Annotated in this window: 13 protein-coding genes and 3 pseudogenes; 14 read left to right on the forward strand and 2 right to left on the reverse strand. The window is 59.3% G+C overall.

Annotated features, from left to right (window positions below; translation table 11 throughout):
- Nucleotides 1-68 precede the first annotated feature (68 nt).
- Entirely contained in the window at nucleotides 69-794 is a 726-nt protein-coding gene (locus RVU70_RS18710) for an autoinducer binding domain-containing protein (RefSeq protein ID WP_363351698.1), read from the forward strand.
- Nucleotides 795-1,326: 532 nt separating this feature from the next.
- On the opposite strand, the pseudogene RVU70_RS18715 reads toward RVU70_RS18710, so the two are convergent.
- Nucleotides 1,327-1,548, reverse strand: a pseudogene (locus RVU70_RS18715) (cupin domain-containing protein); the annotation flags it as partial.
- Nucleotides 1,549-2,349: 801 nt separating this feature from the next.
- On the opposite strand from RVU70_RS18715, the gene RVU70_RS18725 reads away from it, so the two are divergent.
- From RVU70_RS18725 to RVU70_RS18785, 13 genes and pseudogenes are all read left to right on the forward strand, one after another.
- Entirely contained in the window at nucleotides 2,350-2,598 is a 249-nt protein-coding gene (locus RVU70_RS18725; RefSeq protein ID WP_363351933.1) for a hypothetical protein, read from the forward strand.
- A 128-nt stretch (nucleotides 2,599-2,726) separates the two neighbouring features.
- Nucleotides 2,727-2,945 carry a hypothetical protein gene (locus RVU70_RS18730; RefSeq protein ID WP_363351702.1) on the forward strand — a complete coding sequence of 73 codons (219 nt, stop codon included), beginning with the start codon at nucleotides 2,727-2,729 and terminating at the stop codon, nucleotides 2,943-2,945.
- A pseudogene (locus RVU70_RS18735) lies at nucleotides 2,942-3,875 on the forward strand (tyrosine-type recombinase/integrase). Before RVU70_RS18730 ends, RVU70_RS18735 begins: the two are co-directional and overlap by 4 nt.
- A 136-nt stretch (nucleotides 3,876-4,011) precedes the next feature.
- Nucleotides 4,012-5,010, forward strand: a complete 999-nt coding sequence (locus RVU70_RS18740) for an ATP-binding protein (protein ID WP_363351704.1) — start codon at nucleotides 4,012-4,014, stop codon at nucleotides 5,008-5,010.
- Nucleotides 5,011-5,015: 5 nt separating this feature from the next.
- Nucleotides 5,016-7,498, forward strand: a pseudogene (locus RVU70_RS18745) (S8 family peptidase).
- Between the two features lie 64 nt (nucleotides 7,499-7,562).
- A complete protein-coding gene (locus RVU70_RS18750) occupies nucleotides 7,563-7,769 on the forward strand; it encodes a hypothetical protein (RefSeq protein WP_363351707.1) in 207 nt (68 codons plus the stop codon).
- Nucleotides 7,762-8,910, forward strand: coding sequence for a DNA cytosine methyltransferase (locus RVU70_RS18755; RefSeq protein WP_363351709.1), 1,149 nt, complete (start codon nucleotides 7,762-7,764; stop codon nucleotides 8,908-8,910). The genes RVU70_RS18750 and RVU70_RS18755 overlap by 8 nt, the downstream gene beginning before the upstream one ends.
- Complete coding sequence (locus RVU70_RS18760; protein ID WP_363351711.1) at nucleotides 8,907-9,764, forward strand: hypothetical protein; 858 nt, start codon at nucleotides 8,907-8,909, stop codon at nucleotides 9,762-9,764. The genes RVU70_RS18755 and RVU70_RS18760 overlap by 4 nt, the downstream gene beginning before the upstream one ends.
- A 672-nt stretch (nucleotides 9,765-10,436) precedes the next feature.
- Nucleotides 10,437-11,621: a plasmid partitioning protein RepA gene (gene repA / locus RVU70_RS18765; RefSeq protein ID WP_363351713.1), complete on the forward strand. Its 1,185-nt coding sequence runs from the start codon at nucleotides 10,437-10,439 to the stop codon at nucleotides 11,619-11,621.
- Between the two features lie 71 nt (nucleotides 11,622-11,692).
- Entirely contained in the window at nucleotides 11,693-12,685 is a 993-nt protein-coding gene (repB, locus tag RVU70_RS18770) for a plasmid partitioning protein RepB (RefSeq protein ID WP_363351715.1), read from the forward strand.
- A gap of 151 nt (nucleotides 12,686-12,836) precedes the next feature.
- A complete protein-coding gene (repC, locus tag RVU70_RS18775) occupies nucleotides 12,837-14,171 on the forward strand; it encodes a plasmid replication protein RepC (protein WP_363351717.1) in 1,335 nt (444 codons plus the stop codon).
- 44 nt (nucleotides 14,172-14,215) lie between these two features.
- Complete coding sequence (locus tag RVU70_RS18780) at nucleotides 14,216-14,476, forward strand: type II toxin-antitoxin system MqsR family toxin (protein WP_363351719.1); 261 nt, start codon at nucleotides 14,216-14,218, stop codon at nucleotides 14,474-14,476.
- Nucleotides 14,477-14,514: 38 nt separating this feature from the next.
- Entirely contained in the window at nucleotides 14,515-14,934 is a 420-nt protein-coding gene (locus tag RVU70_RS18785) for a type II toxin-antitoxin system MqsA family antitoxin (protein WP_363351721.1), read from the forward strand.
- A gap of 4 nt (nucleotides 14,935-14,938) precedes the next feature.
- Here the strand turns inward: RVU70_RS18785 and RVU70_RS18790 are convergent, their stop codons facing one another.
- Nucleotides 14,939-16,012, reverse strand: coding sequence for a tyrosine-type recombinase/integrase (locus RVU70_RS18790; RefSeq protein ID WP_363351723.1), 1,074 nt, complete (start codon nucleotides 16,010-16,012; stop codon nucleotides 14,939-14,941).
- Between the last annotated feature and the right edge of the window lie 71 nt (nucleotides 16,013-16,083).

The following is a 16,083-nucleotide window of genomic DNA, read 5'->3' on the forward strand; positions in this document are numbered from 1 at the left end:
TCAGCGATGCTCGAGGAGGAAAGACTTTAAAGAGAAAGTAGGGGATTTCGAGCAAAGGGTATGATGAGATGCGGCAGTTGGAAATTGCGTATCAGGATTTTGTCGACGGCGTGCGCACGGCATCAGATGCGTCAGCCTTCCGTGCGGTGGCCGAACGCGCCGCGCAAGAGCTGGGGTTCCGATGGTTCGCATATCTTGCCTTCACGGGCGACGATCATCGCTTGATTTCGACTTATCCAAAGGAGTGGACGGAGCACTACCGCAAGAACCGATATGATCAAATCGACCCTGTCATCCGTCGCGCAAGGCGTGATCGAGAAGTTTTTCGCTGGAGCGGCGAACAGGCGACAAGGGGAGCGAACAAAGTCCAGCAAAAGTTCTATGTTGAAGCGGCGGCGTTCGGGATCGAAAAGGGCGTCTCGATCCCTCTGCCCGCGGGTTTCGACCGATTTGCCGTCTTTACCTTCGCCTCTGACAAATGCCGCCGCGACGCATGTGAAGGCTCTGAGGAGGCGAAGGTGCTTTTGCGGCTGATGGCCACGTATTTCCATGCCCATGTCGAAGCCGCCTTGCGATCACCTCTCGCCGATGATGTGGAGTCTCCGCTCAGCCAACGCGAAGCGCAGTGCCTTAGCTGGCTTTCACGAGGGCGAACGATCGAGAAGACCGCGTGCATCATGAACATCAAACCCAGAACCGTTGCTTTTCATATCGACAACGCGCGGGCAAAGCTCGGGGCGGAGAACGTCACGCATACAGTAGCTCTCGCCATCAAGCGTGGCCTAATCCCCTAAGGAGCGAACGAGCTCTTCTCGAATCATCCCAAAACCTGGCCGCCTTGGATGGCCGTCTGAGCTGCTGCCGGTTTCTCGGCGTCCACGAAACCGGCAGCAGCTCAGTCAGCTAATCGTCGATAGCAGCTAAGGCCGCAAAAGCCGCTTTCAGCTCCAGTGTCGCGGCGCCCAATGCGAGACGGATCTCTTGCAGCTGGGATACGGCGCACTCTCCGGCTTCGACGAGCTCTGCTTTGACTGCTAAGCTCTCGTCCTGGGAGATCGAAACCTCAACGCGTTGGCGCCACTCAAGTAGTGCTTGATGCGCTCTCTTCTCCGCAAACTCTATAGCCTCTACTCTGGCGAGTGCGCCACGGTAGCGGAGCAAGGCTGCTTGGGCTGTGTTTCCGAGGTCGGCATTTTCCCCCATGTGGTTGCCCGTTTCGCTCCATTTCGAAATTGCCGACAACGTTACGCTGAACCCGTTAGGGAACTTTTAACGAAGTGTCGCCGCGGTGGCCTTGCGTGATATAGCTGACGGACTGCGACTGAGTCACTTAAGCCTCGAGCTCTCGGCCGAGGGGTCTACCAAATGTACTGCGAGCCACACGGTCGGCTCCGTTGGATCCGTCCATTCGACTCGATGCCGACGGCGCACTGGGATCTCCACATGGTCCCCTGGGCGTAGGATGCGGGGCGTGTCCTCCCCTTCAAACACCACTCCCGCGGAGCCTGTCAGCAGGACCACCCATTCGAACTGTTCTTGGTCGTACCAGAACCCGGGTGTACCTCCTCCTCGGTCCGACGCTCGGGCAAGTTTGCGAAAAGATTACCCGCTGCGAGCATCGCGTCTCTCCCTGTGCCGCTATTCCGCACTTCCGCATGCAACCCATGGCCCGTCAGATGGAAGTAGTCCCGCCTTCCGGTGAGCATCAGCGCGAGGCCATCAATCGCCGCGACGACGGTCGATGAAGAATGATATAGGGGCCCGCAAACCTCCATCCGCGCTTGTTCGCGGGTGATTTTCTCCCGGCAAGCGCCGATCGCCGCTAGGAGGCGTTCGCGATCCACGAAGCGATCCGACCGGCGGTTGGGTTTTCGGGACATAGACAGGGCCTCTGTTGTTCTGTATTCGTTCTTATACGAGAAGGGCTGTGTGGAGAAGGCCGGAATTGGGATTGCTGGCTTGGAAACGAATTGGCGGTGGCGTGGTTCTGGCGTTTGCGGCGCTCGGCCCCCTTCCCGTGTTCGCGCCCCCGGCCAGCGCTGGGGAGGTCGAAATCCACTACGCGCCTGCTGAGAACCTCGAGCATGTGGATGTCGCCTTGCTGCGCTCGGCGCATACAAAGATCGACATGGCCGCTTATTCGCTAACCGACTGGCCGGTCATCGACGCTCTAATCGACGCCCACAGGCGTGGCGTCGCCGTTCGTATCGTCCTCGATCGGAGCCAGCAACACGCCTTCGACCAACTCCGCGAAATCGCGAGAAGCATCCGCATGAAGGCGCCAGGCCCCTACATGCATCTGAATCCTATGCGATCGACGGCCGGATCCTGCGCTCGGGGTCTGCCAACCTGTCGGCGTCAGGCCTCAAACAGCAGGACAATGACATCCTTGTCGTGCGCGAGCCATCCGTGGCCAACGCCTTCGAGGCTCGCTTCGAGCAGATATGGGCGGGCTCCAATCCGCTGCCGGCCCCCGGCAATCAGCGCGAATCCAGCGCCTTCGCCCACGCCGAAGACGGAAACGTGCGTAGGCCGCATATTCGGGGAGCCAGATGGATGTCTGGAAGAAAAGGCGGGTCGCCATTGCAAATCCAATAGCGGCATGCCGAGATCGGAGACGGGCGACGAGGAGTCCCTTGCACTGCGTTGCGCGACACCGACCATCCTGAAGGACCCCAGCTCCTATATATGATAATGTCCTTTATCCTACATTCGAGGAAACACCCATGGCTTATGGCAAGCTGAGTGAAGCCGAGATTAGATATGCGATCAATCAAACCAAGGAGGCCATTCAACGCGGCCATGACCTCCTAAAGACGGTTGCCGAGAAACCGAAGACCAAGGGGGTCGAGCTGGTCGCGGCGTCGACGCCGCTTCTCATCGAGAAGCTGGAGGCCGACCTTTCGAAGCTTGAAAAGGCACTGGAGAAGAAATCGAAGGCATGAATCACCTTGTTCCGAGCTTCCCGCGCTCGTCCGCCGGCGAACGCGCCCGAACGCGCTTTTGGGAGTTCTTCCAACAACGCCCGCAACCCGCACACGTGCCGCGCCTATGGCCGCGCGATTGAAGAATTCCTCGCCTAATGCGAGCAGCATGGACTCGCTTTGCTCATCGACATCGAGCCGCTTCACGTCGGCGCTTATGTCGAGGCGCTAACGCGCAGCCACAGCGCGCCGACCGCCAAGCAGCGCCTCGCCGCCATCCGTAAGCTGTTCGACTGGCTGGTGACCGGCCAGATTGTCCCGACCAATCCGGCCACCAGCGTCCGGGGCCCCAAGCACGTTATCAAAGTCGGCAAGACCCCGGTGCTCGACCCACAGGAGGCGCGCGCCTTGCTCGACAGCATTGACGTGACCACGCCCGCCGACTTGCGCGACCGCGCGCTCATTGGACTGATGATCTATCCTTCGCCCGTGTCGGTGCGGCGCTCGCCATGAGGGTGGAGAATGTTTACGTACAGAACGGCCGCCTCTGGGTGCGGCTGCATGAGAAGGGCGGCAAGCGGCACGAAATGCCGTGCCACCATAACCTCGAAGCCTACCTACACGCCTATATCGACGGCTGCGACTTAGCAGGCGACCGAAAGGCGCTTTTGTTCCGCACGATCGGCCGCGGCACGGACGAGCTGACGCTGAGTCCGCTGCCCCAGGCGAACGCCTATGCGATGATCCGCCACCGCGCCTCGGCGGCAGGCATTGCGACCAAGATCGGCAGCCATAGCTCGGGGCCACGGGGATCACCGCCTATTTGAAGAACCGGGGACGCTAGAAAAAGCAGCCAGCATGGCGAATCACGCCTCGAGGCGCACGACGCGGCTCTGTGACCGCCGGCGCGACGAGATGAGCCTGGACGAAATTGAGCGCGTGGTGATTTGAGACGTCGTGCAGCTGGGGGCTGCCTTATGATGCAAAATCCATGGAACCGCTCATCCGGCATGTTATACTTTTCGCATGAAAACCCTTGGTAGCTTGGCCGACCTGAAACGAAAGCCAAACAAGAAACAAAGGGATAATGTCTAACGCGAAGCAAATATTGGCGATGTTGCGGAGCCGCGCAGAGGGCGACGACGATCTTTTTTTGTCGATTGCTTTGCAAATAGCTGCGTCAGAGGCTCGGCAAGGACATCGGTCCACTGCCGATCAAATTCGCTCAGCAGTAGAGGCGGCCCGAACCGCCAAAAAAGCAAGCAGCGTCGCGATTCCGTTCGCAAGGCCACGGGGTGATTTGGAAGGGCTGCTAGAGCATCGCAAGCCGCGTTACACCCTCAAAGACGTTGTCCTATCCGAACCCATTCGCGGGCGGTTGAATGAGTTCGTTCGAGAGCAGCTGAAACGCGCTTGGTTGCGCGAACACAGCAAGACTCCCAATCGTCGCGCCCTGTTCGTGGGGCCACCCGGCTCTGGTAAGACCATGACCGCGGAAGCCCTCGCTGGCCAGCTCTCCTTGCCCTTATTCGTTATCCGCTTAGAAGCGCTGATAACGCGGTACATGGGGGAGACTGCCGCAAAGCTACGGCTTGTCTTCGACGAAACCGCCAAGCGCCGCGCCGTGTACCTCTTTGACGAATTTGATGCAGTCGGCGGCAGGCGCACGGCCAATAACGACGTTGCAGAGATGCGCCGTGTGCTCAATTCTTTCCTCCAATATATGGAAGAAGAAAACGCCACGGACAGCATCATTATCGGTGCGACTAACCATCCGGAATTGCTCGATAACGCGCTCGTGCGCCGTTTCGACATCGCTCTCGCTTTTGAAAAGCCCACCAAGGATCAAGTTCGACAAATTATTCTTGCAGCTATGCGTCCCTTTAAGGCGAAGCGATTGTCTTGGACCGCTCTCTTTGAAGCCGCCGAGGGCCTAAGCCAGGCGGAGATAACCCGCGCCACCGAGGACGCAGTTAAATCCGCGATTCTCAACGAGTCGGATACAGTGACGTCGGATCAGCTCGCCAAGCGGCTCCTGGAGCGTCGCGAGATGCACCAAACATTTAGCAGTAAGAAAGACCACTAAAGTGCATGGCAGAATTCAATCTCCCCCACTTTGACATTTCATCTCGCAAGAAAACCCATAGCTACACGGCCCACACCAGAAATAGAGGAAGCGGTAGCGCGCCCCGGAGTCGCGAGCAGCATGGCGCTCTCCTTCTTGAACAATTACGGGCTGCGTTCCGCGAGGTTCAGGAAACCCCCGTTCCTGACGAGCAATTCCAACGCTGTGACGGCAGTTATTACGAAGTCGAATTACAGCGAGGATCGGATGCGGAGGCTTTGGATCGCAAGAGAGCCGGGATTTACTCCGGCGCGACGAAGCAAACTGATCAAGACACTCTGACGACTGTTCTCTTTGTCCCCGACGAATCCATACCCGCCCTTGAAACAATTCTAGAGGACTATCGGTCAGGCCCACTGACCGAAGCTGGCAAGCCGCCCCGAGGCAAGTATGTCGAGCCGATCGAGCGGATACGCCGAGCGCGGCTTCTCTCCTTTTGGACAGACAAGCCGGCATTTCTTCCGGGAGATCCCCAAGCCCAAATCTGGTGGGAGGTCTGGTGTATCCGTGAACAGCAAGCCGAGATCATCGAGACGCTTCGTCGGTTGGGATGCCAGATCGCCAGAGACGACTACCATTTGTTCTTTCCAGAGGTTGTAGTGGTTCCGGTCTTTGCGCGGCGCGCCGACATTGAGATCGCCCTGTTCGCCTGCAAAGGCCTCACAGAGTTGCGGCGGGGGTCTGATACGCCAACCTTTTTCATCGAAGAAGTACGTGAAAATCAGCACCCATGGACCGAAGACCTAGCAAACCGGACCATTTGGCCCGGCGCAGATGCGCCCAGCGTTTGTCTCCTCGATACAGGAGTCAATCGTGCCCATGCTCTGATCGAACCCGCCCTCTCTGAAACGGACCTTCTCTCGGCAGACACCGACTGGGTGCCAACGGACAACCAGAGAGATAGCCATGGCACGGAAATGGCAGGTCTGGCCCTGCACGGCGATTTGCTTGCCGCACTGCAAGACACAGAGACTCGCCGGCTCACTCACCGCTTAGAATCTGTCCGAGTTTTGCCCGCAGATGGATTTCCGCCGAATAAGCCGGCGCGGCTCAGCACGATCACAACCGATGCTATTGCTCTTGCAGAAATCCAGAATCCAGAGCGTAGCCGTGTTTTTTGCATGGCCATTACCAATGAAGACGTGTCGGGGGAACGTGGCACCAGTTGGAGCGCCACTATTGACCGCGCGAGCGCAGCACGGCTCCAAGGGGACGATTCCGAGAGCCCCAAGCGCCTCTTCTTCATCTCCGCGGGGAATGTTCCTGCCGTCACCAATGTTGACCAGCTGGAACCGGAGGAGGCCTATCCAATCGAGGACCCGGCCCAAGCTTGGAACGCCCTCACGGTCGGGGGCTGCACCGAGAAACAGCTGATCGACGACGAGGGCCTCGACGGCTACTTGCCTCTGCTGACATGGGCGACCTTAGCCCGTTCTCTCGCAATTCCCTCGCATGGCCGCAGGGCAAAGCGCCGATTAAACCCGAAATCGTCATGGAGGCTGGAAACCGCGCACGCTCTCCGAGCGGCCAAAATCTTATCTCCTGCCCCTCGCTCGAGTTGGTCACGACAGGCAGCGAAGTTGATCGCCTGCCGATCGTCAATTTCGCAGCGACAAGCGCTGCGACCGCCCTTGCGGCCCGCCTTGCGGCGCGCCTCCAAGCGGACCATCCAGACTATTGGCCAGAAACGATCCGCGCTCTCGTGATCCACAGCGCCGCATGGACCGATCGCATGAAGGAACGGTTCAACGCCGCAAGTGGTCTACGCGAGCGTCAACGGCTCGCGCGTTGCTTTGGATACGGCGTGCCGTCCTACACACGCGCAACCGCCTCTGCACGCAATCATCTAGCCTTAGTCGCGCAGCAGATGATCCAGCCTTTCGCAAAGACCTCATATGTCGCCTTCAATGAGTGCCACTACTATCGGCTGCCTTGGCCGAAGGAGATTTTGGAGCAGCATGCGGAGCAGGAATTTGTTCTCCGAGTCACACTTTCATATTTCGTTGAGCCAAACCCGGGTCGCGCGGCGGCGATTGACCCACAGAAATACCAGTCCTTCGGTCTGCGGTTCGACCTCAGACGTGCCAACGAAACCGAGGCACAATTCCGTTACTGGATGAACGCTGACGAAGACGCGCCTGCGTCGCTCGGCCATTCTCGCAATCAAGATGACGGCGGCTGGGTTTTCGGGCCGACGAATGTTTCCGCCGGTTCGATCCACTGCGACGAATGGCGTGGATCAGGAGCGAAGCTCGCCGCGCGCGACATGATTTGTGTGAAACCCGTGTCTGGCTGGTGGAAAGAGCGCAGGAATATCGAGGTTTGCGAGCAGAAAACGCGTTACGCGCTTATCGTTACTCTTGCCTCACCTGAGGTCGACATAGACCTATACACACCCATTCAGACGGAGATCGCGCCGCCGGTCGAGATCACAATCCCAACCGAATAATCCCCTGTGCAATGTTCACATAACGTTCTTGATTTTGGCGCCACTTAGGCGCCTAATTCGAATCATGACTGCTATTGCAAAGAAAGATGATCGCTCCCGTCAGAGCGTCCGCCTCTATCCCGAAATATGGGAGGCGATTGATCTGCTCCGGACCAAGCGCCCGGGCGTCGTGTCGCGCAATACCTGGATTGCCGAGGCGATCCTCGAAAAGCTCGCGCGCGAGCAGGATACGCAGGCATCCACTCCCCCAGTCGGGAGCGGCCATGTTTGAATTTTTCGAATTCTTCGCTGGTGGCGGCATGGTGCGCGCCGGCTTGGGTGTGCAGAATTGGCGCTGCCGCTTCGCCAATGATTTCGACCACAAGAAGAGTGCCATCTATCGCGCGAACTGGGGCGAGGGCCAACTGAGGACCGCGGACATCAAGACGCTTTCCTCCAAAGATCTTGACGGCCAGGTTGACCTTGCCTGGGCGTCGTTCCCCTGCCAAGACCTTTCGCTTGCCGGCGGCGGAGCAGGCCTCAAAGGCGATCGCTCAGGCACTTTCTGGCCCTTCTGGGACCTAATGAAGCAGCTCATCTCCGAAAACCGCGCCCCCAAGATTATCGCGCTCGAAAATGTCTGCGGCACCCTTACTTCCCACCAAGGCAAGGATTTTGCGGCCATCTGCTCGACCTTTGAGCAGGCGGGCTACACCTTTGGGGCCCTCGTTATCGACGCGGCTCATTTCGTTCCCCAATCCAGGCCGCGGCTTTTCATCATCGGCGTGCGTGACGGCGAAGCAATCCCAGGCGCGCTGATCCAGGATGCGCCTTCGCCCCTCTGGCATTCGCGTGGGCTGCTTACCGCCCATGAGAACACGCCGCTGCGGGGGCGCCGAAATTGGGTTTGGTGGTCCCTCCCCGAGCCCGATCCGCGCAACCAGGTTTTCGCGGATCTGATCGAGGACGACCCGGCCGACGTAGATTGGCATACGCCGGCCAAGACCCGGGGTCTTCTCGACATGATGAGCGAGGTCAACCGCGCCAAGGTCGATGCCGCCAAGCGCTCGAAAAGGTGCCAAGTCGGGGCGATCTACAAGCGCACGCGCGTTGATGCAGACGGAATCAAAGTGCAGCGCGCCGAAGTCCGGTTTGATGACGTCGCCGGCTGCTTGCGTACCCCGGCCGGCGGTTCAAGCCGCCAGCTGATCCTTGTCGTGCAAGGCCAAAAGGTCCGTTCACGCCTCATCTCTGGACGAGAGACCGCGCGACTCATGGGCCTGCCCGACGAATACCAGCTTCCGACCAATTACAACGAGGCCTATCATCTCGCCGGCGACGGTGTGGTTGTCCCGGTCGTCCGGCATTTGGCCGAGCATTTGTTCGAACCTATTCTCAGGCAGTGGCCGACCGCCGCGAAGGTTGCGGCATGACCGTCATACCGTGCGAACAAAACCAGGCATTGCGCCAAAAAATCGAGGAATTCGCGGAGGTGCTGAAGGTCGAGTCCCACAAGCTCGGCCAACATGGGCTTTCCGAGCAAGAGTTCTACAACAGCGGTCTTTTTCGTGGCGCCATTGAGCGCATTCGCGGACAGTATTCTGCGACCATGCGCGACAAGCGCGATTTCGCGCGTCGTGTGCTCAACCACATGCAGGACCAGGGCTTCATTGCCGACTGGGAATCGGCCGGCGACGCTAACCGCCACGATTACTCCGTGCGACTGCCATCCGGAAAAATCGCGGTCATCGAGCTAAAGGGCTGCCTCGACGGAAACAACACCAACATTTTCGAGCGCCCGCCCCACGCCCATGAGTTCATCATCTGGAGCGTCTGCACCAACCCAGGTGCCGACCCGCGACATAACGCCTGGTCGGGCATTCATACCCGCCTCAGCGCCGAAATCATTTTTCGTGAACAGCGCGTCGACGGGCTGATCATCTGGGACATGGTATGCGGCACGATCGGGCGCCCCTGCCCCAAACTCGCGGCCGATCCCGCGCGCGCCACAAGCATAGGCCCGTACGCCCTGCCGCCGCCGTGCCTTTATGTGTTCCCGGCGACTATCCCCGCGCCCCGAAACAACCCCAATCCGTCCGCGCAGGCGATCGGCGACGTCCAACTCCTCAAGGCCTTCAATGATTGCTTCGGCTGCCAACCCGAAGAGATCAACTCCGTCACTTTCGAGGTTCAGCATCGCGGCGCTGAGACGGTCCGCACCACACGGATACATCGCGCGGGTATTCTGGAGCGGGAGTCGTCCGCGACGGCTATCCAGCGGGCTTGAATGTCGCGTGGCAGGGATCGATCCCCGACACGCTCCTTTCCTTGAGCCACGCCATGCGGCGCGGGTGATTGCAGCCCTAGTCCTTCAAGAAAGCGGTACGCATTGCGGCATTGAGGCAGCTCTGTACGGCGAGATTGGCCTGACTGACGCGTCTTCGCATCGCCTCCAATCGGTTGCACGCATCAGCGAACCTCTCTTGTACGGAGATACCAGCAGGGATCGGAATTTCAATTTCTCCCAGCTGCTGATGGTAGAGCCGAAAACGAACAGACCCCTTGGTTTTTGATTAATAGCGTGTTTGCCCGCTTCGCTCTGGAGATACTGATAGACGTAGTCCGGGCTAAGCGTGTCCTTGCAATAGATGACAACATAATCTGGGCTCGTTATCTCCCCGATCATCTTTCTTGGTAAAACCGATCGATTGTAGACTCCCGCTCGCCGAGCTGCTGTGTGGCGGATGGAAAGTTGACGGCCGTCAAAGCGGCTGTAGAACGATTTGAATCAATGAATTAAGGGTTCTTGCCGATTTGGCACCGGCTGAGGGACCCGTCAGGCCACGTTAATCTCTTGTTAACTCTATAATTCTTGCCAGCACAAACGAATCGGACATAATGGCGCTAAATCTGCGATCAGGTTCGTTCTGGCGCTATTTTCTAATCGGGCGAAAAGCAGATGTTGCTTCCGGCATTCGAATTCGATGACAAGATACTCGCTCAGGGCGCGGAAATATCCAGGAAGCTCGATCAACTTCGCCTGGAAAAGTTTCCTCCGAATGCGAAGAAGACTCTTCGGCATTTTTCGATGGCCGAGGTCGCGCATTATCTTGGCGTAAGCCCCAATAATCTAAAGCGGCTACACCTGGAAAAAAAGGGCCCGGAGCCCACGATCGCTGCCGGCGGACGCAGGATCTATTCAGCCGAGCAGATGATCGAGCTACGGCAATATCTGGACAAAAATGGCCGATCGGACGCCAAGAAATACGTCCCGCGCCGTAAATCTGGCGAGAAGCTGCAGGTTATTGCGATCGTGAATTTCAAAGGCGGGTCCGGCAAGACAACGACTGCCGCACACCTTGCTCAGCACCTCGCATTGACCGGGCATCGGACCCTTGCCATCGACCTCGATCCGCAAGCGTCTCTTTCCGCTTTGCACGGCTTCCAGCCGGAAATAGACCGCAACCCTTCACTGTTCGATGCCATTCGTTATGACGACGAAAGAAAGCCAATACGGAACGTCATCGCGGCCACCAATTTTCCATATCTGGATATCATTCCCGCTAACCTCGAGCTGCAGGAGTATGAATATGCCACGCCGCTCGCGATGCAAGGTTCAGCGGAAGGGAAGAGGTTCTTCGCCCGGCTGGGTAAAGCGCTCGCCGATGTCGACGAACTCTACGACGTCATTATCGTAGATTGCCCACCACAACTCGGATACCTGACGCTGACAGCGCTCGCAGCAGCTACCTCAGTACTGATTACAGTCCATCCGCAAATGCTGGACCTGATGTCGATGAGTCAGTTCCTGCTCATGCTCGGCAACATCACGAAGACTATTAAGAACGTGGGTGCCCATGTGCAAATGGATTGGCTTAGGTATCTGATCACGCGCTACGAGCCCACAGATATCCCGCAGGCCCAGATGCTTGGGTTCATGCAGTCCATGTTGGCAGAAGAAATTTTGAAAAGTCCAATGCTTAAGTCAACTGCGATATCCGACGCGGGCCTCACAAAGCAGACATTGTATGAGGTCGAGAGGGCAAATTTTAATCGCGAAACTTATGATCGCGCGATCGAGTGCATGGATGCTGTTAACTTCGAGATTCAGGGCCTCATCCATCAAGCATGGGGGCGCCTATGATGTTGACGGCCGTAAAAACTGCAAAAACACGTCTTCTTTTCAGTCAATTAGATCAATGAGGAGGATGAACGGTGGCTCGTAAAAACCCATTCGCCAGCCTCATGGCTCACGACAGTCCCGAGGAAAAGGCCCCCGCGCTCGATTACACCTTGAAAGGCGCGTCGCGCTCGATCCTAAGCTCCATTGATGAACTGGCCGCCAAAGCCGACAAACTCATGGAAGGAGAGACGATCGTCGAACTCGATCCGGAGCTTGTCGAGGTTTCATTCGTAAAAGATAGACTTGACGGCGACGATCAGGAATTCAACGAACTAGTGGAGGCGATCCGCGATCGAGGACAGGACTCTCCAATCTTAGTGCGCCCACATCCCGCCAAGATGGGCCGTTACATGATCGTGTTCGGCCACAGACGCGCCCGTGTGGCGAAGCTCCTCGGTCGGAAAGTACGTGCGGTCGTCAAAGAACTGAAGGACCGCGAACACGTTGTTGCTCAGGGCCAAGAAAACTCGGCCCGAGCCAATCTTTCCTTCATCGAAAAATCGCTCTTTGCTTCAAAGCTTTCCCGGCTTCGCTACGACGAAGATAACTCGACAATCCTTGCGGCTCTCTCGATTGACCGGGCGACACTTTCCAAGATGCTGTCCGTGGCGAGTTTGCCAGAGGAAATTCTCCGAGCGATCGGGCCGGCAAAAGGCGTGGGCCGAGATCGGTGGTATGAGCTTAAACTTTTACTCGAAAAGCCAGGTAACCATGATGTTGCGCGGAAGGTGATCGAGGAAGGCGGCGTATCGGACCTCTCCAGCGACGAGCGATTCAACGCAATCATAACTTGTCTCAAAAGTGCGAAGTCCGCGGGCCGTCCTCGTGCGAGTCAAAAGCAGAACTGGGCCTCGGAAGATGGGGCTCTGTCTGCTGAAATGTTAGCCGAAGGCAAGCGATACACCGTATCGCTTAAGGCAAGAGGTTCTGACGCAAAAGCGTTTGGAGAATACCTGTCTGAACACTTGGCCGATTTGTATCGAGCGTTCAAACAGGGGAAATCTGTTATCGAGCGTGGAGATTAAAACGCAAAAGAAAAAGGCCCCCGAAACGTCACCGTCCCGGAAGCCCTTCTCGTATCTAAGCAATCCGAGATTCTCACTTCCGCGAATCACTGTCAAGAGTCGGCGCCGTTTCGGCGAGCAGATTTCTTTTGCCTAAGCGAGGCAAAAGGTCATGCAAAGACAAGCAACGACGCCCTTTGGGCGGCGATCGCTGTCGCTCGCCATGGTGGCGAGCCAGGCGGCGACAAAAGAATTCGCGTCGCGCCCTAACGCGTCAGAAACCATCGTCCATAAATGGCGGCTGTTTAGGGCTCTGACGGAGGCGAAAACTCCGCTTGGCGTCACCGACCGCGCTTTGTCGGTTTTGCACGCGTTGCTGAGCTTTCATCAGGAGACGGCGCTGACGCTCCCCGAGAAGGGCGCAAACGGCTCGGAAAGCGAGGTGGTACCGGGGATCGTTGTCTTCCCGTCGAACAAGGAGCTGTCGATTCGCGCCCACGGCATGGCGCCGGCGACGCTGCGCCGGCATATCGCGATGTTGGTCGACGCGGGCCTGATCATCCGCCGAGACTCACCAAACGGCAAACGCTTCGCGCGAAGAGGGCAGGGAGGGGAAATCGGCGAGGCCTTCGGCTTTGACCTAACGCCCCTCATCGCGCGCGCGACCGAAATCGAAAATCTCGCCGAAGAGGTGCGCGCCGAAAACCGCGCGATGGCCTTGTTGCGTGAGAGGATCACCCTGGCGCGGCGCGATATCGCCAAGATGATCGAGACGGGGATGGAAGAGGGCGTGCCCGGGGACTGGGAGGCGCGTCACAGCGCCTATTTGGCGCTAGCCGGCTGCCAGTCGCGCAGGATGACACGGACCGATTTGGAGGCTTTGGCGGGTGAACTCGCTGCGTTTGCGGGCGAAATCAACAGTGCGTTGGAAAACCACGTTAAACGCGAAAATAAGAGCGCCAATGAGTCTCAGACTGAGCGGCACATACAGAATCAAACCACAAACATTTCTGATCTTGAACCTAGCCTTCGAGAAGGCAGGGCCGAACCGTTGGGGCCAATCGGCGACGAAGCAGAGGCGGATGGGGCACAGGCTTCGGAACCCGAGAAACAGGAAACCGAGCCCCGTGTCCGTCCCACGCCAACCCCCAGAACCTATCCACTGGGGATGGTGCTGCAAGCTTGTCCGGATATCGTCGATTACGCCAAGGGTGGCGACATTTCATCATGGCGCGATCTCGCTTCCGCCGCCGGGACCGTGCGCTCTGCGCTGGGCGTCTCGCCCGACGCCTGGGCGCAGGCCTTGGACGCAATGGGCGAGCATGACGCCGCGATTGTCATCGCCGCCATCCTTCAGCGGGGCGAGGAGATCAGGTCCGCTGGCGGCTATCTGCGCGTTCTGACCGCCAAGGCGCGGGCAGGGGAGTTTTCACTTGGGCCGGTATTGATGGCGCTGTTGCGCGGCAAGGCCGCAAAAGGGGCGCGCGAGCGGAAGAGGGTAGGGTGATGACGGGAGCGTTGCGGCCACAAGCCGGGCCTTGAACTACCTTAATGGTGGCATCTAAGCTTATTGAAAAGCGGCGGCCAACCTATGATCTCGATGCCATCAAGCAGGCGATCGGGTCGGTTGATCGGCTGGCCATCACGACGTCGGCGCTACGCGACGCTTCCGCATTGGGGTTCGATCGCGGAGCAATCGTCGAGACGATCCATAGCGTCGACCGGCAAATGTTCATCAAGTCGATGACGACCTTTGCCGACCATCGGCTGTGGCAGGACGTCTATCACGCGCCGATGCGGCGGATGTGCTGACCGAGTTCACGGTCGTCTCGTTCAAGGAAAAGTGAGTGATGGCCACGAAACACGAGCCGCTTCCCGCGACGATGATTTCTCCTGAAACCGGAGAGACGCTGGCGCGCGGCGTGCGTCCGTTTACGGTCGCCTATAAGGGCGAGAGCGTCGTCGTCGATCTGCCCGGTTATTATCCCGCGGGCGAAGGCGACGGCGTCCACATCGGCAAGGACATGGCCATCGTCGACCAGGCGCTACGCGGTCTCAAGGAGAAGGCGGACGGCGTGCCGTCGCCAGAAACGATCCGCCGCCTGCGTGCTAAGCTTCAGCTATCGCAGCGCGAGGCGGGGGCTCTGTTCAAGGTCGGCGAAAACGCGTTCGACAAATATGAGCGGGGCTTGGTCGAGCCGAGCGGCCCGACAATTCAGCTGATGGCCTTGCTCGACCGTCATCCCGAGCTGGCGGCGGAGCTGAAATAATCGCTCACAACCCCGCGGCCTTGGTGAGATTGACCCTGAAGCGGTCGCGTTTGCGCTGATAGCGGCGGGTCATTTCGGGGGCGGCGTGGCCGAGGTGCCTTTGCACATGCCCTTCTTCGATTTGCGCCGAGGAAGCGAGACCGGCGCGGAGAGAGTGGCCGGAGAAGGCGCGCTTGCGCTCCCCTTCGGGAAGGTCGCCGCGCAGGCCGGCGGCCAGCGCCGTCTTCTGGACGAGGCGGGCGACATGCTTGTCGGAGAGGCGCCCGGCCGAGACGCCGCCATTCTTGCGAGCGATCGCCCGAAACACCGGACCCCGCGCGATCCTGCCGAGTTCGAGCCAGGTCTCCAGCATGGCGACGGGGCAGGTGAGGGGGGAGGAGCCGCGGCCGATCTCGACCTCGCGCCAGCCGGTCTTGCCGTTGAGGGTCAGCAGCAGGCCGCCGCCATTTTCCTGCGCGCCGACAATCTCGATCCAGCCGGCGCCGTCCGCGGTCTGATCCGGCCCGCAGTCGAGGCCGACGATTTCGGAGCGGCGCAGCCCGCCGGCGAAGCCGATGGCGAGGATAGCCTTGTCGCGCAGGCCGCGCAGGTCGTTGTCGAGGACGGCGAGCATGGCCAGCAGCTCGTCGGCGTAGATCGCCGCTTTCTGGGCGGGCGGGCGGCCATGGGCGCGGCGGATGCCGGCAAGCACCGTGGCGATATGGGGATCGCCCGTGTCGAGCGGGAAGCCGAGCTGGCGATAGCGCCAGCAGATCCCGGAGAGCCGGCGCTCGAGCGAGGAAACAGATAACGGCGGCCGGCCTCCGGCGCCGATGGTTCGAGCGCCGGCAGAGTCTGCGCCCTCGACGCAAGCCGCGAGATAGAGGCCAACGGTCTGCGGGTCCGGGGGCAGGGGCTCGAGGCCCTGCCGGCGCAGCCAGGAGGCGAACTGCCGCCAGTCGGCGTCATAAGCCCGCTGCGTGTTCTCGGAGCGGGCGTTGCGGGCGTAGTCGCGGGCCTTTTCCGAGAGCGCCGCGAGATGGGCGGCGGGCTCGGCGAGCGCCCTGCCGCCGGTCTCGCCCTTGTCGGCTTCCGCCATTCTATCCTCGCTTACGCCGCCGCGCGCTCGGGGCTCGAAAAATCCGACGCCTCGGCGGGCTCTGGGGAGCC

The sequence above is a fragment of the Methylocystis echinoides genome (assembly GCF_040687965.1).
GTDB lineage: Bacteria > Pseudomonadota > Alphaproteobacteria > Rhizobiales > Beijerinckiaceae > Methylocystis > Methylocystis echinoides_A.

What these genes read in the sequence shown, in the direction of transcription:
- RVU70_RS18710 (WP_363351698.1), top strand. Translation starts at nt 69, where the DNA reads ATGCGGCAGTTGGAAATTGCGTATCAGGATTTTGTCGACGGCGTGCGC.
- RVU70_RS18730 (WP_363351702.1), top strand. Translation starts at nt 2,727, where the DNA reads ATGGCTTATGGCAAGCTGAGTGAAGCCGAGATTAGATATGCGATCAAT.
- RVU70_RS18740 (WP_363351704.1), top strand. Translation starts at nt 4,012, where the DNA reads ATGTCTAACGCGAAGCAAATATTGGCGATGTTGCGGAGCCGCGCAGAG.
- RVU70_RS18750 (WP_363351707.1), top strand. Translation starts at nt 7,563, where the DNA reads ATGACTGCTATTGCAAAGAAAGATGATCGCTCCCGTCAGAGCGTCCGC.
- RVU70_RS18755 (WP_363351709.1), top strand. Translation starts at nt 7,762, where the DNA reads ATGTTTGAATTTTTCGAATTCTTCGCTGGTGGCGGCATGGTGCGCGCC.
- RVU70_RS18760 (WP_363351711.1), top strand. Translation starts at nt 8,907, where the DNA reads ATGACCGTCATACCGTGCGAACAAAACCAGGCATTGCGCCAAAAAATC.
- repA (WP_363351713.1), top strand. Translation starts at nt 10,437, where the DNA reads ATGTTGCTTCCGGCATTCGAATTCGATGACAAGATACTCGCTCAGGGC.
- repC (WP_363351717.1), top strand. Translation starts at nt 12,837, where the DNA reads ATGCAAAGACAAGCAACGACGCCCTTTGGGCGGCGATCGCTGTCGCTC.
- RVU70_RS18780 (WP_363351719.1), top strand. Translation starts at nt 14,216, where the DNA reads ATGGTGGCATCTAAGCTTATTGAAAAGCGGCGGCCAACCTATGATCTC.
- RVU70_RS18785 (WP_363351721.1), top strand. Translation starts at nt 14,515, where the DNA reads ATGGCCACGAAACACGAGCCGCTTCCCGCGACGATGATTTCTCCTGAA.
- RVU70_RS18790 (WP_363351723.1), bottom strand. Translation starts at nt 16,012, where the DNA reads ATGGCGGAAGCCGACAAGGGCGAGACCGGCGGCAGGGCGCTCGCCGAG.